This is a genomic window from Flagellimonas marinaquae, assembly GCF_003992675.1.
Taxonomy (GTDB): domain Bacteria; phylum Bacteroidota; class Bacteroidia; order Flavobacteriales; family Flavobacteriaceae; genus Flagellimonas; species Flagellimonas marinaquae.
The window spans coordinates 38,587-61,246 of record NZ_RZMZ01000010.1 but is presented as its reverse complement, the minus strand read 5'-3'; the positions used below and the strand labels follow the sequence as shown (position 1 = coordinate 61,246).

The following is a 22,660-nucleotide window of genomic DNA, read 5'->3' as shown; positions in this document are numbered from 1 at the left end:
CTTTGAATTCTTCATCAGTCTTTAATTTGTAGTTTTACGCATGCTTTCAATATCAATTTTAGGGACTGGAAATCTTGCGAAACACTTGTTTGATGCTTTTTTGAAAGCTAAGGGAATCAATGTGGTTCAAGTAGTGGGAAGAAACAAGGAGGCGTTAGCCCAGTTTTCGGAACATTGCACCATTTCCCAAGACTTTACAACGATCGCAGATACCGATGTGTACTTGATGGCCGTAAAAGACGACGCCATTGCAGAGGTCTCCAAGTATTTGTCACATAAAAAGGGAGTAGTGGCCCATACTTCGGGGGCTATTGGACTTGAAGCCATCCAAGCGGTCAATAAAGGTGTTTTCTATCCCTTACAGACCTTTACCAAAGGTAAACCTGTTTCTTTCCAATACATCCCTATCTGCATAGAAGCACAATCCAAGCAATCACTGGAAATATTGATAACATTGGGGCATTCCATTTCGGAAAACGTGCACCATATCGATTCAGAACAGCGAAAAAAATTGCATCTTGCAGCCGTTTTTGTAAACAATTTCACCAATTATCTGTATGATGTTGGGGAATCGCTTTGTTTGGATGAGGGGCTTTCTTTTGACCTATTGAAACCATTGATTTTGGAAACGGCGGAAAAAGTTCAGCGATTATCGCCAAAAGAGGCACAGACCGGTCCTGCGCGTCGAAATGATTCCGAAAGTATGGAAGCACATTTGGAACTTTTGAACAATGAGGAACATAGAACACTATACAAATTATTGAGTCAAGCCATAAAAAAGAGGCATGAAGAAGAACTATAAAGAGCTATTGAGCAGTATTACCACCTTTGTTTTTGATGTGGACGGCGTGTTTACGGATGGAACCGTTTTGATAACCACCGATGGGGAACTGCTCAGAAAAATGAGTGTAAAGGACGGTTTTGCCCTAAAAACGGCCATTTCGAAAGGTTATAATGTGTGCATCATAACCGGCGGGACCAACCAAGGAGTAAAGGAACGTTTGAAAGGATTGGGTGTTACCGATTTTTACATGGGCGCACATTTTAAGCAAGAAGCACTGGAAGAATACCTAGACATTCATGGAATTGACCCTGCTTCGGTAGTGTATATGGGAGATGACCTTCCAGATATTCCTCCAATGAAAATGGTGGCTTTGGCGACATCACCCCAGAACGCCGTTCCCGAAGTTAAGGCCATTTCCGATTATGTTTCCCACAAAAACGGGGGCGAAGGTTGCGTTCGCGACATCATTGAACAGGTCTTAAAAGTGCGAGGGGATTGGAACGATAATTTCAGTGCGAAGAATGACTAAAAATCCGCTCCAAAAAAAACTAAAGGACAAAAAAATCATCCTAGCTTCGGGCTCTCCCAGACGAAAAATGTTTTTGGAAGAGCTGGGGCTGGACTTTGAGGTAAGACCCAAATCCGTAGAAGAGGTCTACCCTAACGAATTGCAAGGGAAAGAAATATCCGAATATCTGGCCCAGCTCAAGGCTGCACCTTTTTTGGAGGAATTGGAACCTAACCAAATCGTCATTACCTCGGATACGGTGGTTTGGCACAATAACAAATCCCTCGCCAAAGCCGCTGATCAAGCCGAGGCATTCGATATGCTTCGTACCCTCTCAGGGGATTGGCACGAGGTCATCACCTCTGTTTGTTTTACCACAACAGATTCGCAGAAAACGGTGAGCGGCATTACCAAAGTAAAGTTCAAGGGGTTCTCGGATGACGAAATCAACTATTATATTGAAACCTGCCAACCTTTTGACAAAGCGGGTGCCTACGGTATCCAAGAATGGATAGGGATGATCGGCATTACCGAAATCCAAGGGTCGTACACCAATGTGGTGGGACTGCCCACCGATTTGGTCTACGAGACATTGATGCAATTTTGACAGTTTTTAATTTGATAGAATAATGGATTCGCATCAAATTGATGGGAGTCTTATGGTTGGTACAGACTCCGGCTATCCTTAATTGGAAAAAGTTAAGTATCTTGAAAGAAACCGACTTTACCCTTAACTTCGAAAAAATTGCGTTCATGAAATCTGTTATCCCAACCTTCAATCTCCCGCTCCTTTCATTAATAGTGCTCTTTGTTTTTGGATGTAAACAAGAAAACGAGACAGAAACATCGGCTGAAATATCCTCAGACATGAAGGAGAAACAACAAGCTCCCAAACGACCTATTTCAGAGAACTTTAAACGGTATTGGTATGCCGGGGAGGCGGAAATCACTTCATATCAATTGGAACAGGCCAGATATGGTGAACTTCGTGATGGTAATGCGGTCTTGATTTATGTTACCGAACCCTTTTTGCCCAATGAACAAGTAAAGGCAAATAGGAATAATCCAGATAATGTCTCGGTCCTCAAATTGAACGCGACCAAAAACTTTTTAACCGGTATCTACCCCTACTCCATTATGAGCAGCACATTTTACCCCGTGTACGACAATCAACATGCCCTAAAAACAAGTTTGTCCGTGCAGGAATGGTGTGGCCATGTGTATTCCCAACTGAACAATCGGAATCAATTTGAATTTAGGTCACATTCCTATTTTGAGGGAGAGGCCGACCAAAATTTTACGATGGAAAAAGCATTGCTTGAAAACGATATCTGGACCAAAATCCGTATCAATCCTGAAAACTTGCCAAAGGGAAAAATAACCATGATTCCTTCGTTGGAATTTCTTCGATTGAGGCATCAGGAAATCAAATCGTATGAAGCCAAGGCTGAAATGTCCTCAAAAGATGGCATCACAACCTATACCATTTCCTATCCAGAATTGGAACGAAATTTGATGATACATTTCTCGTCAGAATTCCCATTTTCCATTGAAGGTTGGACGGAAGAATTTAAGAGCGGTTTTGGGGCCAATGCCAAAACATTGACCACTACGGCATCCAAAATGAAAACCATTAAAACGGCCTACTGGAAACAAAATGGGAACAGCGATTTGATTTTACGGGACAGTTTAGGTTTGTAAGGTCGCATTCCGGCTATGTTAAAACTCCTCTAAATTGATCCTTAACTAATGGTATACTGTCTATATTTGAAACAACCACTAAACAACCAACTATGAAGCATTTTTGGGTTGCTCTTTCCTTTGGTATTTTGTGCTTTGCAAACACTTTTGCCCAAAAACCGGATAAACTCACATCCGCTGAACTATTTCATGAAATCCAAAAACTGAACTTTTTAGGTACAGCGCTATACGTAGCGGCCCATCCAGATGATGAGAACACGAGCCTTATCTCGTATTTGGCCAACCATGATAAGGCTAGGACAGTTTATATATCCTTAACAAGGGGTGATGGTGGCCAAAACCTTATTGGACCGGAACTCAGTGAACTTTTGGGCGTTTTGCGCACACAGGAACTTTTGGCAGCAAGACGTATAGACGGGGGTGAGCAGCGTTTTACTCGTGCCAATGACTTTGGTTTTTCAAAACATCCGAACGAAACCCTTAAAATTTGGGATAGAGATCAAGTATTGGCCGATGTGGTTTGGGCCATTCGGACCATTAAACCCGATGTAATCATCAATCGTTTTGACCATAGAACCCCTGGCTCCACTCACGGTCATCATACCTCCTCCGCAATATTGAGTATGGAAGCATTTGATTTGGCCAATGACCCTAACGCATATACCGAGCAGCTGGATTTGACCTCTCCTTGGCAGCCGAGACGTATTTTCTACAACACCTCGTGGTGGCAATACGGTAGTCAAGAAGCCTTTGAAAAAGTGGACAAATCAGGAATGGTAAAGTTGGATGTAGGCACTTACTATGCCGAACTTGGGCTCTCCAACAACGAAATTGCCGCAATGTCTCGCAGCCAACACCTCTGCCAAGGATTTGGTAGATTGACCAATAGAGGTTCGGATAATGAATATATTGAACTCCTTAAAGGAGATATGCCCAAATACAATAATGTTTTTGAAGGCATCAACACTACTTGGTCCAGAGTGGAAGGTGGTGGGGCCGTTGGCAAAATTCTGTATGAAGTAGAGGCCAATTTTGATTTTCAAAATCCATCAAAGCATATTCCACAGCTGGTTGAGGCATATCGGCTCTTGCAGGACGTAGAGGACGAGCATTGGAAAACCTTAAAGTCACAAGAGCTTAAAAATATCATATTGGCTGCTTCAGGATTGTATTTGGAGGCCAGTTCGGGAAGTGCATCTGCCACTCCAGGCAGCAAAGTCACGGTCAATATCGAAACCATCAACCGGTCCTCCCCTAGTGTTGTACTCAAGGAAATCCAAATAGTTGGGGTTGACGCCAACTTGAAACCGAATAAAGAATTGAACGACAATCAACAGGAGAATTTTGAAATCAGTTTTACGGTACCCCAAAATGTGAACTATACCAGCCCTTACTGGTTGAACGAACCAGGAACCTTGGGCACATACACGGTAAATGACCAAAATTTGATCGGCCTACCTGAAACACCAAGTGCATTTAAGGCCGTTTTTAAAGTACTGGTCGCTGGTGTTGAAATTCCGTTTGAAAAAGAAGTGGTGCATCGCTACTCCCGGCCAGATAAGGGAGAATTGTACGAACCCTTTGCCATATTACCTGAAGTGACTTCGGAAATTGATGAAAAAGTACTGATTTTCGCCAATGGCGATTCCAAGGAAGTCCAGGTGAAAATAAGAGCTGGAAAAAATGATGTATCCGGCAGCGTTACACTGACTCATCCCTCGGGATGGAACATTGTTCCGAGTAGCATACCTTTTTCCATAACTCAAAAAGGAGAAGAAATTTCCGTGGCTTTTCAGGTAACTCCGCCAAATACAGAAAGTGAAGGTAAGATAGCATCTAAAATCACCATTCAAAATAAGGTTTACGACCGGGAACTGATAGAGATCAATTACGATCATATCCCAAAACAATCGGTACTGCTTCCCTCTGAGGCCAAAGTGGTCCGAATGGACATCAAAAAATCCGGAGAGCATATCGCTTATATCATGGGCGCCGGTGACAAAGTACCCGAAAGTTTGGAACAGATTGGCTATCAAGTCCATTTAGTAAATCCAAACGATATTCAAAATGGAGATTTGGATAAATATGATGCTGTGGTGGTGGGTATCCGTGCGTACAATGTGGTGGAAGCCCTTAAGTTTAAACAACCCGTCTTGTTCGACTACGTAAAGAATGGAGGCACCATGATCGTACAGTACAATACGGCCGGAAGATGGGCCAGCCAATTTGAAAACATCGCTCCCTATGATGTAACCCTCTCCAGGGACCGGGTGACCGACGAAAATGCCCAAGTGAAGATTTTAGCACCTAACCATTCCTTGGTCAACTTCCCAAACACCATTACTGAAAAGGATTTTGATGGCTGGGTCCAAGAACGGGGACTTTATTTTCCAACGCAGTGGAGTGCAGACTTTACCCCGATTCTTTCCATGAAAGATGAAGGCGAAACGGACAAACAAGGAAGCCTTATTGTAGCACCTTACGGAGAAGGTCACTATATTTACACAGGACTAAGCTTTTTCAGGGAACTTCCCGTTGGAGTTTCTGGAGCGTACAAACTCTTTGCGAATATGCTTTCTATAGGAAAAGATGAGGTAAAAAAACAAAGCAATGTCAAAGGATAATATGGATATCAAATTTGAATGGAAAAAGGAATACAGCATCGTAATCCTTCTGAATGCCATTTACATTTTGGCCTTTTACCTCATTATGATCTTAAACAATTGACACCCTGAATGGCATTACTCGACTGGATTATTCTTGGTAGTACCCTACTCTTCATCGTTGCCTACGGTGTTTGGAAAACGCGTGGCAACAACAACGTGGACGACTACGTTCGTGGAGGTGACAATGTTAAATGGTGGACCATTGGACTATCCGTTATGGCCACACAGGCCAGTGCGATTACGTTTTTGTCCACGCCGGGTCAAGCATTCCACGACGGTATGGGCTTTGTTCAGTTCTATTTTGGACTGCCATTGGCCATGATCGTTATCTGCCTAGTATTTATACCTATCTATAAAAAACTTAAAGTGTTCACTGCCTACGAGATGTTGGAAGGTCGATTTGACTTAAAAACACGAACGCTTACAGCACTATTGTTTTTGGTACAACGCGGACTGGCAGCAGGAATCACTATTTTTGCCCCATCCATAATACTCTCCGCCGTTTTGGGCTGGGACTTACGAACCTTAAACGTAATTATTGGAATACTGGTAATCATTTACACTGTTTCTGGTGGGACCAAAGCAGTGAGCATGACCCAAAAGCAGCAGATGTTCATCATAATGTTGGGAATGTTCTTCGCATTTTTCTTCATTCTGGGAGCCTTTCCTACGGATATTTCCTTTGGAAAAGCGCTAAAGATTGCTGGAGCGAACAACAAACTGAATATTCTTGACTTTTCTTTTGACACCAACAACCGTTACACCTTTTGGAGTGGCATTACCGGTGGTTTTTTCTTGGCCTTGGCCTACTTTGGCACCGACCAGAGTCAGGTGCAACGTTACCTATCGGGCAAATCGGTTCGGGAAAGTCAATTGGCACTGATTTTCAATGGTATTTTTAAAATTCCAATGCAATTCTTTATTCTTTTGGTAGGTACCATGGTTTTTGTGTTCTACCAATACAATTCCTCTCCGTTGAATTTTAATCCAGCCGCCACGGAAGCGGTGATGCAATCCGAATATGCCAACGATTACCGCGCACTTGAGGAAGACCACAAAGCACTGGAAAAGGAGAAAAGAATGGCGCAACATTCCTTTTCATCAGCCTTGGAACTGAAAGAGTATAACGCCATTGAGCAGGCCAAGCAAGACATTATAAAAATTAACGAGAAAGAGAACGCCAGTCGGGAAACTGCCAAGGATTTGATTGCCAAGGCGGATAGCAAAGTAGAAACCAACGATAAGGATTATGTATTTATCCACTTTATCCTGAACAATTTACCGATAGGGCTTATCGGACTACTATTGGCCGTTATCCTATCCGCTGCCATGTCCTCCACGGCGTCAGAATTGAACGCTTTGGGAACTATTACCGCACTGGACCTGTACAAAAGAAGTATTGGAAAAAACCACTCACAGGAGCATTACCTTAAGGCCACCAAAGCCTTTACATTGCTCTGGGGGATTATCGCCATTATTATAGCAAACGTGGCCAACCTTTTTGACAACCTGATACAATTGGTAAATATTATAGGTTCCATTTTTTACGGGAACGTTTTGGGGATATTCCTGCTGGCCTTCTTCTTTAAATTCGTGAAGGGAAATGCCGTTTTTGTGGCTGCCATTGTCACACAGGTTATCGTAATCGTTGGGTGGTATTTGGACTGGATGTCCTACTTGTGGTTGAATGCTTTTGGTTGCTTGCTTGTGATTTTACTGGCAACCATCACACAAGTGTTCGATAACTTCCTAGGAGGTTCATCGGCGATTGAGGAATAAAAAAACCCACTTAAAAAGTGGGTCTTTATGTCAACTATAATGAGCCCTATTACATTTTGGCCCACTCTTGCAATGAATCCTTGTTCATTTTTACATAATCTTGGTTACCAGCAGCTTGGGCAGCGGCCAATGAACGCTTGGCAGCCTCAATGGCGGCTTCCTTATCCCCCATCTTTGCATAAATAAGGGATTGGGTTCTCATCATCCAATAAGCACTCCCATCGCCCATTTCAACAGCCTTATCGACCCACTCCTTGGCTTGCTGCATATTCATGCCTTCTGCAAAATAGTAGGAACCGGCAGCAAAATAATCGTTTGCGGTCAAATCTTCTTTATTGGCCATAGTTTCCTCAATGCTCTTCATGGCCTTGCTCACCGTAGGAACGATGAAGTCGACACCCACATAAGTGTTCTCCCACATAATGCCCAAGGTAGCACCATTGTTGTACAAATCATCAATGGTGATGGTAAACGATTCGATGGGCATTGGAATGTCCATAGTCTCCACCTTTACGGTAGCCGCTACTTTAGAAGCATCCCATTCTTGGGGAGTGCCCCAGTTATCGGTAGCAGTGTAGAAGAAAACTTCCCAAACGGCTTCGCTGGGTCTGGTAAAAATGGCATAAGTCCCTGCTTTCAATTCCTTACCTTCCACGGTAACATCATCACTAAAAGAGATAGTCGTGTTCTGGTTGGCACCAGTTCTCCAAATGGCGTCAAAAGGAACCAAATCACCAAATACTTTTCTTCCCTTCATCGCAGGGCGGGAATACTTAACGGTCACATCGGTCAATCCCACTTTTTGTTCCAGTGTGGAAAAAGGGCTTGGAGCCGGAGTCTGTATCTGGGCCTTCATAAAAAAGCCGATAGACATCATGCATAGTAAGAGTGTAAATTTTTTCATAGTTATTGTCTGTATTAATTGTTCAGCAAGGCAAAATTAACACAAAGCCCAGCCCAGTTTGTTAATTAAACCTTAAAAGAAGAGTAACGAATAAATAGTCAGGTTTTAATTTTTGTTTAACTATTTATTACTTTAATTAAACATTTTACTTTTATCTTTGTGTAAATTCTAATGAATGCAACTGTATCAACTACAATCTAAGCAAGTTTTTCCCATTAGTCAACAAGAAGCATGGGAATTCCTATCAGACCCAAAAAATTTAGCTGTCATTACACCTCCTCACATGGGGTTTCATATTTTGGCAGGAGCTGATAGACCAATGTTCCAAGGGCAGGTCATCCAGTATATCGTTAAACCGTTTCCCATGGTTTCTACCAAATGGGTAACGGAAATCACCCATGTAAAGGAAGGCGAATATTTCGTGGATGAGCAGCGGTTTGGCCCCTACGCACTTTGGCACCATAAACATTTTTTAAAAGAGGTGCCCGAAGGTGTGGAAATGGAAGATATTATCGATTATAAACTGCCTTTTGGTTTTTTGGGAAAACTGACCCATCCCCTGTTGGTTAAAGGGCAGCTTCAAAAAATCTTTGAATTCAGGGAAAAGAAGCTTGCCGACTTGTTTGGCAAAGTTGATGGAAAAGAAAATTATTTAAGTATCAGAAAAATATAATATGGAAAAGAATATACTATTGATTGGCGGATCGTACGGGATTGGATTGGAAATGGCAAAGAAACTTTCCAAAGACCATAACGTATATGTTGCCAGTCGCAGCAATGATGAGCTCAATAATCTGGATGTAACCCATATTCCCTTCGATGCCTTAACGGACGACCTTTCGGAAAAGAAAATCCCGGAAAAATTGGATGGCTTTGCATATTGCCCCGGAAGCATCAACCTAAAACCATTCAAGACCATGGGCATGGACACTATTCAAAAGGATATGGAAATCAATTTTTTTGGATTGGTCAAGGCCGTAAAGGAAGTTATGAACCGAATGAACGAAGGTTCCAGTATGGTATTTTTCAGTACCGTGGCGGTGGGGACCGGGATGCCCTTCCACACTAGTGTATCTGCAGCCAAAGGAGCCATTGAGGGCTTTGCCCGTGCCCTGGCGGCCGAATATGCCCCTAAAGTGAGGGTAAATGTAATAGCACCGTCCTTGGTGGACACTCCCCTATCCGAGCGTTTACTGAGCAATGACAAGAAAAAGGAAATGATGTCCGAAAGAAATCCATTAAAAAGAGTAGGAACGGCCAATGACATTGCCAACATGGCTACTTTTTTACTGGACGGTGACAATTCATGGATTACAGGGCAAGTTATTGGGGTCGATGGAGGAATGTCTAGCTTAAACGTGAATTCATGAAAGACAGCATCATAGTTTTTTGGTTCAGACGGGATTTACGATTGGAAGACAATGTAGGTCTGTATCAAGCCCTTCAAAACGATGCTCCAGTACTCCCCATTTTTATTTTTGACAAAGAAATCTTGGAAAGTCTGCCCAAAAACGATGCAAGGGTCACTTTTATCCATAATCAAATCCAAAAGATAAGCCAGCAACTTCGCACCAATTACGATAGTGGCGTAGCACAATATCACGATAAGCCCAAAAACGTATTTCAGCAGCTGGTGAAAGATTACCATATCCAAGCCGTATACACCAACCACGACTATGAGCCGTACGCGAAAGAACGCGATAAAGAAATCGCTGAGTTATTGAAGGAAAACGATATACAATTCAAAAATTTCAAAGATCAAGTGATTTTTGAAAAGGAAGAGGTGGTAAAGGACGATGGTGACCCCTACGTAGTGTACACGCCCTATATGCGCAAGTGGAAGGAAAATTTTAACCCTCCCACTCATTTGGTAACATACGATACCTTGAAAGACTTGGAAAAAAACCTTTACCAGTCCAAATCCTTGCCCCAACTCTCCTTGGAAGATATGGGATTTGAAGAGTCCGACATTAAAGTGCCAGATTTTACCGTCACCCCCAATTTGATTCAAAATTACGAGGACACCCGTGACTATCCGGCCAAAGAAAAAGGAACCTCACGATTGGGTCCACATTTGCGATTTGGGACCGTTTCCGTTCGAAAAATGGTGAAAAAAGCGATAGACGAAAAGAACGAAACCTTTTGGAACGAATTGATTTGGAGGGAATTTTTTATGCAAATCCTATGGCATTTTCCCCATACCGTAGATAATGCGTTCCGTTCCAAATATGATAGAATCGAATGGCGCAACAACGAAGAGGAGTTTGAAAAGTGGAAAACGGGAAAAACAGGATACCCCTTGGTAGATGCGGGTATGCGGGAACTCAATGCTACTGGCTACATGCACAACAGAGTGCGAATGTTGGTGGCCAGTTTTCTGTGCAAGCATTTGCTAATCGATTGGCGATGGGGCGAAGCCTATTTTGCCGAAAAATTGTTGGATTACGAAATGGCGAGCAATGTCGGGAATTGGCAATGGGCAGCGGGCAGTGGTGTGGATGCCGCACCCTATTTCAGGATTTTTAATCCTACAACGCAAATAAAGAAATTCGATAAGGATAAAAAGTACATCAACCGATGGGTTCCCGAACTGCAAGAGCTGGATTACCCAGATCCTATTGTGGACCACAAGATGGCTCGTGAACGCTGTTTAAAAACATACAAGGAAGCGGTAAGTTGATGCATTTTCTTTAAATTTAGGTGCTGATGCAATTTTGCTTTCCATCATTCTGACGGAATACAACAACAGTCGGCAAGTAACTAACTCAAAACCTAAATAATGAAAAAAGTTTCAACCTTACTCCTTTTGGCGCTGTTATCATTCAACCTATCGGCCCAAAAAATGTCAAAGGACAAAAAAGCGGTCGTCGCTTCCGTGGAAAAGCACAAGGAAAACCTTATTAAAATTAGTGATTCTATATGGGCGTTGGCCGAAACTGCCTTCGAGGAATCGATTTCCTCTGAATTATTGGCAGATTACGCCGAACAAAATGGAATGACCGTTACCCGTGGTGTAGCTGATATTCCAACGGCCTTTGTTGCCACCTACGGTTCTGGAAAACCTGTAATCAGTGTTTTGGGCGAATTTGATGCCCTTCCAGGGCTTTCACAGAACACCGTACCCACCAAAGACCCTCGAATCGATGGTGCTCCGGGACACGGATGCGGGCACAATATGTTCGGGGCCGCTAGTTTAGGCGCAGCCATTGCCATCAAAGAACAAATAGAGGCGGGCAACATTAAGGGAACCGTCAAATTCTTTGGAACTCCGGCCGAGGAAAAATTCTTTGGTAAAGTATGGATGGTAGAGGCCGGACTTTGGGACGATGTTGATGTAAATGTAAGTTGGCATCCATCTGCCGAAATTGAAGCCGATGTACAAAGTGGATTGGCTCTGGTAGATTTTATGGTGGAATTCTATGGTCAAGCAGCCCACGCCTCTGCAGACCCATGGAACGGACGTAGTGCTTCAGATGCCTTAGAACTATACACTACGGGAATCAACTACTACAGGGAACATATCAAACCAACATCCCGTATACACTACCATATACAAGATGGCGGTCAGGTGGTCAATGTAGTTCCCGATTATGCTCGCCTTTGGGTTCGAGTCCGTGACCCTAAAAGAGAGGTTATGCTACCCACTTTTGAGCGTGTAAAAGCCATGGCCGAGGGTGCCGCTATCATGGCCAATGTGGACTATAAATATTCGTTGATTTCTGGTATTTATGAAACCTTGGTCAACCGTGAGGGAGGCAAAATCATGCAAAATAATCTTGAGCTTTTAGGACCAATAACCTACACAGATGAAGAAATTACCTTTGGTAAAGGTATTCAAGAGGCTACTGGAAAACCCCAAGTGGGTATGGATGGTGACATTCATCCCTTGAAAGAAACGGAGGAATTACCCGGTGGAGGCTCCACCGACGTTGGTGATGTGAGTTGGAACGTTCCCAATATTAACTTGGGCGTAACCGTGGCGCCAAAAGGGACACCTTGGCATTCTTGGGCCGTTGTGGCCTGTGGCGGTATGAGTATTGGACATAAAGGTATGGTTTATGCTTCCAAGGCCATGGGGATGACGATGTTTGACCTTTTTGATGATCCAAAATTGGTTGAAAAAGTAAAAGAAGAATTTAAAACCAGAAAAGGTGATGTAAAATATGAGGCCATGATCGATGGCCCGCCACCAATTCCAGGTAAATAAACTAATTATTGTAAAGGCCTGCATCACGCAGGCTTTTATCCTTTTAAACAACTGAATTATGACGACCCCTATTGTACAAACCTTTCCGTTGAGCACGCCATGGCAAACGTTGGACCCCTTCCTTTTTAGTGTGTATCATTTAGATCATTTCCCAAAGGGAAACGGGGAAATGGGCCCAGATCCATCACTATTGGCTGGAAGGAACCTAGGAAGCGACTTTGATCCAAACCAGAAGTGGCGCATGTATCACGGGCAGTCCATTCCTGGATTTCCGTATCATCCGCACCGTGGTTTTGAAACTATTACTATTGTAAACAAAGGATTTTGCGATCACTCGGATTCTTTGGGAGCTGCTGGCAGATTTGGCGAAGGTGATGTACAATGGATGACGGCAGGAAGGGGTGTACAGCATTCCGAAATGTTCCCGTTGCTTAACGATGAGGCAGAAAACCCATTGGAACTCTTCCAAATATGGTTGAACCTTCCCAAAGCTGGAAAATTTGTCGACCCCCATTTTAAAATGCTCTGGAGCGAAGACATACCCGTGGTAGAAGAAGAAAAGGCAAGCATAAAAGTGATAGCCGGAACCTATAAAAATGTGGTCCCAGTGCCTCCTGCACCAGATTCATGGGCCGCCGACCCAAGTAACGAAGTGGCCGTTTGGAACATTCATGTGCAGCCTGATGCTGAATATGTGCTGCCCAGTGCAAGTGCATCGGTAAATCGCGTACTGTATTTTTATGAAGGGAAGGAAATCCATATAGGAGATAAAAAAATAAACTCCAATTTTGGTATTGTTTTAGACCCCACCACAGAAGTGAATATCAAAGCCGGCTCCGAAACTGCTCATATTATGGTTCTTCAAGGAAAGCCCATCGGCGAGCCGGTGGCAAAATATGGTCCGTTTGTGATGAACACCCAAGAAGAAATCCAAAAATCCATGGAGGAATACCGCCTCACCCAATTTGGTGGTTGGCCCTGGCCACACCCAGACCATGTCCACGATAAAGACAAGGGACGCTTTGCACTGTATCCTGATGGGAAAATGGTCGAGAAAAATTAAAGTTTTTCTGACAAACCCTTGTTTTTTGGGGCTTACGGCGTTTTTTTTATGAATAATCATCAGAATTATTTCTATTTTAATACCTGACAATCAAAGTTATAGTGCCAGCTAACTTATTTCGCCAGGTGCATGCTATTCAATATATTTAGGTTTATTTATGGTAAGGCGTTCCTGATTCTTTTGTTGGTCGGAAACATCGGCTATTCCCAAACGGAGGAAATCGATAGCCTCCAAAACCTCCTGAAAACGGCGGATGACACGACCCAAGTCAACCTACTGAGGCTTTTAGAGATAAAATCCAGATTTATAAACAAGGAGAAAGCGGTTGCTTACGGGTTGCAGAGTCTGGAAAAATCCAAGGAAATTGGTTTTTTCGGTAGGTGAGGCATGAAGTATACGTGAAAGATCGTGAAATTGAGGCCAACACCTTAGAATTGGCCCTGCTCAACACCCGTGTAGAACAAAATAGAAAACGAACGCTTTACCTTATTATCATATCTGCCCTATTGCTTTTTTCAGCTAGCCTACTCTATTTTAGGTACCATGCAAAGAAAAAATCCAACGCCATACTTTCCGAAAAAAATAGGTTGATATCGGAGCAACGAGATACCATTGGCCAAATGAACAAACAATTGGAAAAACGAATGTTACGGGCCCAGATGAACCCATATTTTATTTTTAATTCCCTTGGTTCCATTCAGCACCTCATCAGTACCAATGATAAAGAAGGAGCCCTAAGTTATCTCTCCAGGTTCTCAAAATTACTGCGTCAGGTTTTGGAAAGCTCTGTAAATGTAAGTTTGGTACTTAGCGAAGAAATTGAGCTGCTTAAAATTTATGTGGAATTGGAGGCTTTACGTTTTGACCATTCTTTTAGCTATCATTTTGAAATTGATGAGAATTTGGACATTGATGCCCACGAAATACCCATGCTGCTGGTTCAGCCGTATATCGAAAATGCCATCATCCATGGACTAATGCCCAAGAAAGGAGATAAACAGCTTACTATATCCTTTAAGAATATTGGGGACCATATTGAATGTGTTATTGAAGACAACGGCATCGGACTATCCAAAACAGGGGAACGGAAATCCAATAGGATATCTCGGGGAATGTCCATCACAGAGAGGAGAATCCAAGCACTTAAACAACACTCGGAACGGGAATTGGTGAAAATCGAAGACTTGACCAACGCAGACCATAGTGGCACACGGGTCACGATTTTGATCCCAAAAGAATAAGTCAAGAATTAAACCCTTACAATTTTTGCCCCAATGGCCCGCAAACGTTCATCGATGTTTTCGTAACCACGGTCAATCTGTTCAATATTGTGAATGGTGGAAGTTCCTTTGGCCGACAGTGCCGCGATCAAAAGGGAAACGCCTGCCCTGATATCGGGAGAGACCATAGTGGTTGCCTTTAAGGTCGATTTAAAATCGTGTCCGATCACAGTGGCCCTATGTGGATCGCAAAGGATAATCTTTGCACCCATATCAATGAGTTTGTCCACAAAGAACAATCGGCTTTCAAACATTTTTTGATGAATTAATACTTCTCCACGGGCTTGGGTTGCCGTAACCAAAATAATGCTCAATAAGTCAGGGGTCAATCCAGGCCAAGGTGCATCTGCAATGGTAAGAATAGATCCGTCAATAAAATTCTGGATTTCATAACCGTTCTCATGCTTGGGAATAAAAATATCATCATTTCTTCGCTCTACCGTAATTCCCAACTTACGGAAAACGGTCGGGATCTGTCCCAAATCGTCCCAACTCACATTTTTAATGGTCAGTTCGCTCTGGGTCATGGCCGCCAGTCCGATCCAGCTTCCAATTTCAATCATATCGGGAAGCATGGTATGTTCGGTGCCTTTTAGCGATTTCACACCCTCAATGGTCAGCAGATTGGAACCTATTCCAGAAATTTTGGCGCCCATACGGTTGAGCATTTTGCACAATTGCTGTAAATAAGGTTCACAAGCGGCATTATAAATGGTAGTGGTACCTTCGGCCAAAACGGCAGCCATCACAATGTTTGCGGTACCAGTTACGGAAGCTTCATCCAAGAGCATATAAGTACCCGTAAGTTTTTCGGCCTCTACACCATAAAAATACTCTTCCTTGTTGTATCTAAATTGTGCTCCAAGCTTGATGAAACCTTCAAAGTGGGTATCCAAACGGCGCCTTCCAATTTTGTCGCCTCCCGGTTTGGGAATATATCCTTTTCCAAATCGTGCCAATAAAGGCCCCACCAACATAATGGAACCACGAAGGCCCCTTCCATCTTCCTTAAACTTGGCTGATTGCAGGTAATCCAAATTGATATCGTCTGCCTTAAAGGTATACGAACCTTTTCCTTTCTTTTGGATCTTTACCCCTAAATCTTCGAGCAGTGCAATGAGTTTGTTGACGTCGACAATGTCCGGTATATTGTTTATCGTAATCTTTTCTTCTGATAACAATACAGCGCAAAGAATTTGTAGTGCTTCGTTCTTTGCTCCCTGGGGGGTGATTTCACCGTGCAATTGGTGGCCGCCCTCTATTCGAAATGTACCCATGTACTGATTTGGAATTTAATATCTTTTTTTACGACCTCTCTGACTCTTTTTGCCTCTATTATTGCTCGTATTCGAACGGCTGGGCCTGTTTTTAAGAAACTGGCCACTCTCGGTCAAGCTCTCGTCGCTCTTGGCCAAATCAATCTGACCATCGCTGAGTTCTTTCAGATGATTAAAAATAACCGTGTCTTCGACCGTGTCCTTGTTCCAGGTCAAATAACACTTTTTCATGTGGTTGGCGATGGCATATTCCAAGCCAGACCTCATATCGCCCTTTTCCCAATTAACGGCCACATCGATCATTCGTTTGATGTTGTTGCCGTAAAAACGGTATTTGGGATGGTTCTGAGGGTATTCCAACGGTTCTGGACGCTGTTGTAGCATCTCTTTGGATGTAATCGGAAAGGGAGAGTCAACATCCAATTTAAAATCGGACATAATGAAGAGTTGGTCCCAAAGTTTGTGCTGAAAATCTGGCACATCCCGTAAATGAGGCTGCAAATTTCCCATAACACTGATGATGGACTGCGCCACTCGGTTCCTTTCGTCGCGGTCCTCAATGGCAACTGCGTGGTCCACCATTTTTTGAAAATGGCGGCCGTATTCGGGGATAAAAAGCTTTGGACGCTCCGTATTATATTCTAAGTTGTATACTTCGTTCAAACTAATGTATTTAGTGATTTTAAAATTGGAAAGTCAATCCGATAACGTGTGCAAATTAATAAAATTATGGCAAACCATAGGTTTACAAGGAAATAACACCTTCCACAACAGAAACTTCCTTGTATTTTTGGATTACTGCATCCGGGTCTTTCATCTGTACAGTGATGGAAAGGCTGGTGTAGGTCCCTTTTTTGCTCTTTTTGGATTCGATCACAGCCCCGGTATTGTCAAAGATAGTTTGAATCTGCGAAATTCTATCCTCATCTGTGGGAACAATGAATTTATACAGATAAGTCGAAGGCCAACTAGTGGTTTCTAACAACTGCTCCTTCAGCTTTGCGTAAAATTCTTCTGTTTCCTTACTATCCATACCGCAATTTTATACAAATATATGGCTTACCCTTCAATTTTTTTTCCTTAAGTCGATTTCATTACTTTGTAATATTAATTTTAAGGTCTTTGGGAAAGAACAAAGTAGTTATAACGGGAGCTCCCGGCACAGGGAAAACATCCATAGTAAATGGTTTGGAAAGCAAGGGTTTCCACTGCTTTCACGAAATCATTAGGGACATGACCTCGAAGGCAAAACAGCAGGCGCAGTCGGAGCACCATATTTCCAATCCCTTGGTGTTTGTGGATGACGCCCTGCAGTTCAACAAAGATCTGCTGGAGGGAAGAACATCCCACTACAGGGAGGCGCTACGCATCAACGCACAGATCAGTTTTTTTGACCGGGGCATTCCGGATGTATTGGCCTATATGGATTTTTTTGATCAGGACTACGACGACTTTTTTATTTCCCATGCCGAAAACCATAGGTACGATTCGGTTTTTATTGTTCCCCCTTGGAAAGAAATATATCTCCGACAATGAGCGTTTGGAAACCTTTGAGGAGGCGGAAAGTATCCATCATTCCTTGTTGAAAACTTACACCCAATTTGGCTATAACCCCATCGAAGTGCCAAAAGATGAAGTCCAGAAGCGGATTGATTTTATTTTGGAAACACTTAAAAAAACATAGTGCATAAGGACACCACAAACATTTTAAAGGAATTTTGGGGATACGATGGTTTCAGAGGGTCTCAAAAGATGATCATCGATACCGTAATTTCCGGAAAAGATGTCTTGGCCCTCATGCCTACCGGCGGCGGAAAATCCGTCTGTTACCAAGTACCTGCCTTGGCCATGGAAGGTATCTGTATTGTAATCTCACCTTTGGTGGCACTTATCCAAGATCAAGTAGCACAGCTCAAAAAAAGGAATATCAAGGCAATTGCTTTAACCGGGGGAATCCATCCCAATGAGGTTAACGACTTGCTGGACAATTGTGTGTATGGGAATTATAAATTTTTATATCTATCCCCCGAGCGCCTGCAGCAGAACGTGGTAAGGGAACGCATACAACAAATGAACGTGAACCTGATCGCCATAGACGAAGCGCACTGCATATCCCAATGGGGCAACGACTTTAGACCTGCCTATTTGGAATGCTCCATTTTGAGGGAACTCGTGCCCAAAACACCGATGATGGCTCTTACAGCGACAGCTACACCTAGGGTTGTGGAAGACATCGTGGAGAATTTAGAGTTAAATGAGGTCCGTATTTTCAAGGATTCATTTTCCCGCTCCAATATCGCATTTAAGGTAAAGCGTTCAGAGGATAAGTTGTACCAGCTCAAAAAGTATATGGGGAAAATTCCTGGGAGTGGCATCGTGTATGTCCGTTCCCGGAAAATGTGCATTTCTTTGGCCAATTTTCTCATAAAGAACGGTATTTCCGCTTCCTTCTATCACGGAGGTATTCCCAAAAAGGATAAGGAAAAAAAACTCGATCGTTGGTTGAGCGATGAGGACAGAATCATGGTGGCTACCAATGCCTTTGGTATGGGGGTGGATAAGCCCGATGTCCGGTTGGTCATTCACTATCAGATACCAGATAGTTTGGAAAGCTATTTTCAGGAGGCGGGACGGGCTGGAAGGGATGGAAAGCCTTCAACGGCCATCATTTTGGCCTCCAATGAAGATGAGGACAGGGCCAAACAGCAGTTTTTGTCCACCCTACCGGATGTAGCTTTCGTTAAAAAAGTTTACTCCAAACTCAACAATTATTTTCAGATTTCCTACGGAGAACTTGTATCCGAGCCTTTGGCATTTAAATTCAACGAGTTTTGTACGCACTATGGGTTCAATCCCAACATGGCCTTCAATGCCCTTCGTGCCTTAGACCAAAATTCTGTACTATCACTTGCTGAAAACTTCAAGGAAAAAACAACGCTCCAATTTGTAGCCTCCAAGGCCGAGATATTTAATTACTTGGACAAAAACAGGAAAACCGCACCCATCATTCAAACCATTTTAAGGACTTATGGAGGCATTACCGACCATGAGACCAAAATCAACCTGTATATGTTATCCCAAAAAACAGGCACAGGCGAGAAACACTTAAAACATATCTTACAACAACTTGCAAACGACAATATCGCAGCATATCAAAACCATAACTCGGATTTGGAGATTACTTTTTTGGTGCCCCGCGAAGACGAACATACCATAAACCCCTTTGCCAAGAAAATAAAGGACTTTAACCAAGTAAAGCAGCAGAACATGGCCGCCATGCTGGGATACATTTCCAATCGGAACATCTGCCGTAGTGTTTACCTGTTGAATTATTTTGGGGAAAAGAACGCCGAAAAGTGCGGTACTTGCGATATTTGTACCAAGAAAAACAAAGAGGCCCCTCCACACGACCTAGAGAAACGAATTTTGGAACTATTGGAGCTTCGCCCCTATTCCTCCAGGCAATTGGAACGTATTACGGGGGCCAATGAACTGCAACTTTTAAACCTATTGGAAAGACTGTTGGAAGAAAGACGGGTCTCGATAAACCTTAAAAATGAGTACATTAAAACATAATTCACTTCGCATCGTATTTATGGGCACCCCCGATTTTGCTGTGGGCAGCTTGAAACAACTGTTGGATGCCAGTTTTAATGTGGTAGGCGTTGTCACCGCACCGGACAGACCCGCCGGAAGAGGGCGCAAGCTGCAGGAATCAGCGGTGAAACAATTTGCAGTAAAACATCAATTAAAGGTATTGCAGCCCACTAACTTAAAGGACGAAGCATTTTTGGAAGAACTGAAAAACCTTGATGCCAACCTGCAAGTCGTGGTCGCCTTTCGGATGCTGCCCAAAGTGGTATGGCAAATGCCTGCGCGTGGCACCTTTAATCTTCATGCTTCGCTCCTGCCCCAATATCGGGGTGCGGCACCCATTAACTGGGCAATTATCAATGGAGAAACAGAAACAGGCGTGACTACCTTTTTTATTGATGAAAAAATAGATACAGGCAATATCATTCTTCAAAAAACAGCCAAGATACTGCCAGATGACAATGCGGGGGACCTGCACGACAGACTAATGGAACTAGGTGCCCATTTGGTCGTGGATACCTGCAAACAAATTGAAGAAAAAACGGTATCCTTAAAAAAACAGGATGAGAGCGTGGAACTGAAACCTGCTCCCAAAATCCACAAGGATACCTGTAGAATCGACTGGAACAGCTCCATGACCAATATTTACAATCACATTCGGGGATTGAGCCCTTATCCCGGAGCTTGGACAGAATTGGTGAACGATGGGAAGCATGAACCCATGAAGATTTTTAAGACCGAAATGGAAACCGCTGAACACGACTATAACGTTGGAAAACTGGTGGTGGGAAAAAAAACGCTCAAGATTGCCGTTAAAGAGGGGTATATTTCGCTATTGGAATTGCAACTTCCCGGTAAACGAAAGATGCAGGTGAAGGAAGTTTTGAACGGACTGAATCTGGACAAAGAGGCCTATCTGCGCTAAAGCCTTGCTATGATTGGGCTAGGAAAAGTTGTCGTTTTTTTCCCACTTTATCAACAAACGTTTCAAGTTATCAACAAAAACCCCTATTTCCCTTGGTTTTACTTGCGTGAGACCCAAATCCATATAAATTTGTTCATCATTAAAATTATATTAACAACAATTAATTTAATTCCATTATGAACAAAACAGAATTAATCGATGCTATGGCAGCTGATGCTGGCATCACTAAGGCAGCAGCAAAAAAAGCATTGGAATCTTTCTTGGGAAATGTAGAAGGAACGCTTAAAAAAGGAGACAGGGTTTCCTTGGTAGGTTTTGGTTCTTGGTCAGTTTCTAAAAGAAGCGCTAGAGAAGGTAGAAATCCACAGACTGGAGCTACTATTAAGATTGCCGCTAAGAACGTTGTAAAGTTCAAAGCAGGTGCTGAATTGAGCAGTGCAGTAAACTAATCAATTTTTTATTGAATATACGAAAGCACTCCTTTTGGGGTGCTTTTTTAGTTTATATTCAGCTTTGTTTTTTGCATATGTTGAATAATATGTTAAATTTAAATATAAGAAATCAGGTAAATGGTTACTCAGAAGCCAAAAAAGGGGAATTTACTTGTTGCGGAACCATCGCTGACCGGCGATGTTTCTTTCAATAGATCTGTTGTACTTATTGCCGAACACAATCAAGAAGGCTCGGTAGGTTTTATTTTGAACAAGCCTCTTGACTATACCATTTGCGACCTTGTATCCGAAATCACCATTCCTTTTCAGGTGTTCAATGGCGGTCCCGTGGAACAGGACAACCTTTACTTTATCCACAAAGTACCTGATTTGATAGAAAACAGCATCGAGATTTCCGATGGTATTTTTTGGGGCGGTAATTTTGAGGTGACCATTGAGCTCATCAACAATGGAACCATTACCGAGCAGGATATCCGGTTCTTTTTGGGCTATTCCGGATGGGGAACCAGCCAATTGGACCAAGAACTCTCTTCCAAATCATGGGTGGTATTGCCCAACGAATACGAAAGCAGTATTCTGGAAAAGGCTGCAAATGCCTTTTGGAAAGAAAAGATGGTGGAATTGGGCGGTGACTACCTATTATGGTCCAATGCTCCCGAAAACCCCTCGCTCAACTAGCCAATCCTGGCCTTTGCGTTTAATTTGCCCACCAAACTCTTTGCAACTTTATTTTCATACTCCTTTTTCCTGTACTTGCTAATGGGCTGAATCCCGACAATGGAATTAGTGAGAAACATTTCGTCCATTTTTTGCAGCTCGAAAGGGGAAATGGAATCCTCGACCAAATCGTAGTCTTCCGACCCTGCAATCAACTTCATCAGGTTTTTTCGGATAATCCCGTCCAAGCAACCATCGCTCAAGGGTGGAGTCTTTATCTCATTGCCCTTTACCAAGAAAAGATTTCCGTTGATTGCCTCGACTACCTTTTTATCAGAATTTACCAATAAACAGTTGGCATAACCATTTTCCTGCGCATACACCCCAGCCACCACATTCAAGATTTTGTTGGTGGATTTTAAATTGGAAAGCATATCCTTGTTTACGTAGTAATCCTTGAAAAGCTCCACTTCGTAAGGTTTGTCCTCTATGATAAAGAAAGGAGATTCCATGGGACTGGTGTCAATTACATAGGAGACCTCATTGGTCGTGGGCGTATACAATCCACCCTCGTTTCTAAAAACAGTTAATCGCACACGGACCGCACTATTATTAAGTTGGTTGGCTCCTATGGTTTTCTTGATTTCTTCCTCTAAAAATTCCATGGTAAATTCCATAGGGATTTCCATCCGAAGGATGCGCATGGAAGCCATCAACCTGAAATAGTGGTCCTCCCAAAAAAAGAGGGTGCCATTCACATAGCGAACCGATTCAAAAAGGGCGTCGCCATACTTAAAAGCCCTGTTATTATGCGTGAAAATCGCCTTATCCGTTGCCTGTAGTTCTCCGTTACAATTGACCAT

The 22,660-nt window shown here is 42.9% G+C and carries 24 protein-coding genes; 19 read left to right on the top strand and 5 right to left on the bottom strand.

Features of this window, described 5'->3' with window-relative positions; translation table 11 throughout:
- The first annotated feature begins 40 nt into the window (after positions 1-40).
- From EO130_RS06505 to EO130_RS06480, 6 genes are all read left to right on the top strand, one after another.
- The gene (locus EO130_RS06505) at positions 41-802 is read left to right on the top strand and encodes a Rossmann-like and DUF2520 domain-containing protein (RefSeq protein ID WP_127140721.1); all 762 of its coding nucleotides are present in this window, start codon (positions 41-43) and stop codon (positions 800-802) included.
- On the top strand, positions 786-1,313 hold the full coding sequence (locus EO130_RS06500) for a KdsC family phosphatase (protein WP_127140720.1): 528 nt from the start codon (positions 786-788) through the stop codon (positions 1,311-1,313). Before EO130_RS06505 ends, EO130_RS06500 begins: the two co-directional genes overlap by 17 nt.
- Positions 1,306-1,899 carry a Maf family nucleotide pyrophosphatase gene (locus tag EO130_RS06495; RefSeq protein WP_127140719.1) on the top strand — a complete coding sequence of 198 codons (594 nt, stop codon included), beginning with the start codon at positions 1,306-1,308 and terminating at the stop codon, positions 1,897-1,899. The genes EO130_RS06500 and EO130_RS06495 overlap by 8 nt, the downstream gene beginning before the upstream one ends.
- 146 nt (positions 1,900-2,045) lie before the next feature.
- A complete protein-coding gene (locus tag EO130_RS06490) occupies positions 2,046-2,993 on the top strand; it encodes a septum formation inhibitor Maf (RefSeq protein ID WP_127140718.1) in 948 nt (315 codons plus the stop codon).
- Between the two features lie 92 nt (positions 2,994-3,085).
- Positions 3,086-5,617 (top strand): PIG-L family deacetylase, encoded by a 2,532-nt coding sequence (locus EO130_RS06485; RefSeq protein WP_127140717.1) that lies wholly within the window; start codon positions 3,086-3,088, stop codon positions 5,615-5,617.
- A gap of 111 nt (positions 5,618-5,728) precedes the next feature.
- Positions 5,729-7,438 carry a sodium:solute symporter family protein gene (locus EO130_RS06480; protein WP_127140716.1) on the top strand — a complete coding sequence of 570 codons (1,710 nt, stop codon included), beginning with the start codon at positions 5,729-5,731 and terminating at the stop codon, positions 7,436-7,438.
- 49 nt (positions 7,439-7,487) lie between these two features.
- Here the strand turns inward: EO130_RS06480 and EO130_RS06475 are convergent, their stop codons facing one another.
- Entirely contained in the window at positions 7,488-8,342 is an 855-nt protein-coding gene (locus EO130_RS06475; RefSeq protein WP_127140715.1) for a DUF2911 domain-containing protein, read from the bottom strand.
- Between the two features lie 175 nt (positions 8,343-8,517).
- Between EO130_RS06475 and EO130_RS06470 the strand changes: the two genes are divergently transcribed.
- The 7 genes from EO130_RS06470 (at position 8,518) to EO130_RS06440 (ending at position 14,853) form a co-directional block, all read left to right on the top strand.
- Positions 8,518-9,015 carry an SRPBCC family protein gene (locus EO130_RS06470; protein WP_127140714.1) on the top strand — a complete coding sequence of 166 codons (498 nt, stop codon included), beginning with the start codon at positions 8,518-8,520 and terminating at the stop codon, positions 9,013-9,015.
- A 1-nt stretch (position 9,016) separates the two neighbouring features.
- A complete protein-coding gene (locus EO130_RS06465; RefSeq protein WP_127140713.1) occupies positions 9,017-9,712 on the top strand; it encodes an SDR family NAD(P)-dependent oxidoreductase in 696 nt (231 codons plus the stop codon).
- Positions 9,709-11,022, top strand: a complete 1,314-nt coding sequence (locus EO130_RS06460; protein ID WP_127140712.1) for a cryptochrome/photolyase family protein — start codon at positions 9,709-9,711, stop codon at positions 11,020-11,022. Before EO130_RS06465 ends, EO130_RS06460 begins: the two co-directional genes overlap by 4 nt.
- A gap of 99 nt (positions 11,023-11,121) precedes the next feature.
- Complete coding sequence (locus EO130_RS06455) at positions 11,122-12,549, top strand: amidohydrolase (RefSeq protein ID WP_127140711.1); 1,428 nt, start codon at positions 11,122-11,124, stop codon at positions 12,547-12,549.
- A 58-nt stretch (positions 12,550-12,607) separates the two neighbouring features.
- Complete coding sequence (locus EO130_RS06450; RefSeq protein WP_127140710.1) at positions 12,608-13,612, top strand: pirin family protein; 1,005 nt, start codon at positions 12,608-12,610, stop codon at positions 13,610-13,612.
- Between the two features lie 129 nt (positions 13,613-13,741).
- On the top strand, positions 13,742-13,996 hold the full coding sequence (locus tag EO130_RS06445) for a hypothetical protein (protein WP_127140709.1): 255 nt from the start codon (positions 13,742-13,744) through the stop codon (positions 13,994-13,996).
- Positions 13,993-14,853: a sensor histidine kinase gene (locus EO130_RS06440; protein ID WP_127140708.1), complete on the top strand. Its 861-nt coding sequence runs from the start codon at positions 13,993-13,995 to the stop codon at positions 14,851-14,853. Before EO130_RS06445 ends, EO130_RS06440 begins: the two co-directional genes overlap by 4 nt.
- 8 nt (positions 14,854-14,861) lie before the next feature.
- Here EO130_RS06440 and murA read toward each other — a convergent pair whose 3' ends face one another.
- The 3 genes from murA to EO130_RS06425 form a co-directional block, all read right to left on the bottom strand.
- The gene (murA, locus tag EO130_RS06435; RefSeq protein WP_127140707.1) at positions 14,862-16,169 is read right to left on the bottom strand and encodes a UDP-N-acetylglucosamine 1-carboxyvinyltransferase; all 1,308 of its coding nucleotides are present in this window, start codon (positions 16,167-16,169) and stop codon (positions 14,862-14,864) included.
- A 15-nt stretch (positions 16,170-16,184) separates the two neighbouring features.
- Positions 16,185-16,832 carry a DUF4290 domain-containing protein gene (locus tag EO130_RS06430; RefSeq protein WP_127140706.1) on the bottom strand — a complete coding sequence of 216 codons (648 nt, stop codon included), beginning with the start codon at positions 16,830-16,832 and terminating at the stop codon, positions 16,185-16,187.
- Between the two features lie 82 nt (positions 16,833-16,914).
- Complete coding sequence (locus EO130_RS06425) at positions 16,915-17,202, bottom strand: DUF493 family protein (RefSeq protein ID WP_127140705.1); 288 nt, start codon at positions 17,200-17,202, stop codon at positions 16,915-16,917.
- A gap of 89 nt (positions 17,203-17,291) precedes the next feature.
- Here EO130_RS06425 and EO130_RS06420 point away from each other — a divergent pair, with 89 nt between their 5' ends.
- The 6 genes from EO130_RS06420 (at position 17,292) to EO130_RS06400 (ending at position 21,818) form a co-directional block, all read left to right on the top strand.
- Positions 17,292-17,705, top strand: a complete 414-nt coding sequence (locus EO130_RS06420) for an AAA family ATPase (RefSeq protein ID WP_241244310.1) — start codon at positions 17,292-17,294, stop codon at positions 17,703-17,705.
- Positions 17,635-17,853: an AAA family ATPase gene (locus tag EO130_RS15700; RefSeq protein ID WP_335341045.1), complete on the top strand. Its 219-nt coding sequence runs from the start codon at positions 17,635-17,637 to the stop codon at positions 17,851-17,853. Before EO130_RS06420 ends, EO130_RS15700 begins: the two co-directional genes overlap by 71 nt.
- The gene (locus EO130_RS06415; RefSeq protein ID WP_127140704.1) at positions 17,853-19,745 is read left to right on the top strand and encodes a RecQ family ATP-dependent DNA helicase; all 1,893 of its coding nucleotides are present in this window, start codon (positions 17,853-17,855) and stop codon (positions 19,743-19,745) included. Before EO130_RS15700 ends, EO130_RS06415 begins: the two co-directional genes overlap by 1 nt.
- Positions 19,726-20,688 (top strand): methionyl-tRNA formyltransferase, encoded by a 963-nt coding sequence (gene fmt / locus EO130_RS06410; protein WP_127140703.1) that lies wholly within the window; start codon positions 19,726-19,728, stop codon positions 20,686-20,688. The genes EO130_RS06415 and fmt overlap by 20 nt, the downstream gene beginning before the upstream one ends.
- 176 nt (positions 20,689-20,864) lie before the next feature.
- The gene (locus EO130_RS06405) at positions 20,865-21,137 is read left to right on the top strand and encodes an HU family DNA-binding protein (RefSeq protein WP_127140702.1); all 273 of its coding nucleotides are present in this window, start codon (positions 20,865-20,867) and stop codon (positions 21,135-21,137) included.
- 120 nt (positions 21,138-21,257) lie between these two features.
- Positions 21,258-21,818, top strand: coding sequence for a YqgE/AlgH family protein (locus EO130_RS06400; protein WP_127140701.1), 561 nt, complete (start codon positions 21,258-21,260; stop codon positions 21,816-21,818).
- Here the strand turns inward: EO130_RS06400 and EO130_RS06395 are convergent.
- The gene (locus EO130_RS06395) at positions 21,815-22,660 is read right to left on the bottom strand and encodes an aminotransferase class IV (protein ID WP_127140700.1); all 846 of its coding nucleotides are present in this window, start codon (positions 22,658-22,660) and stop codon (positions 21,815-21,817) included. The genes EO130_RS06400 and EO130_RS06395 overlap by 4 nt on opposite strands.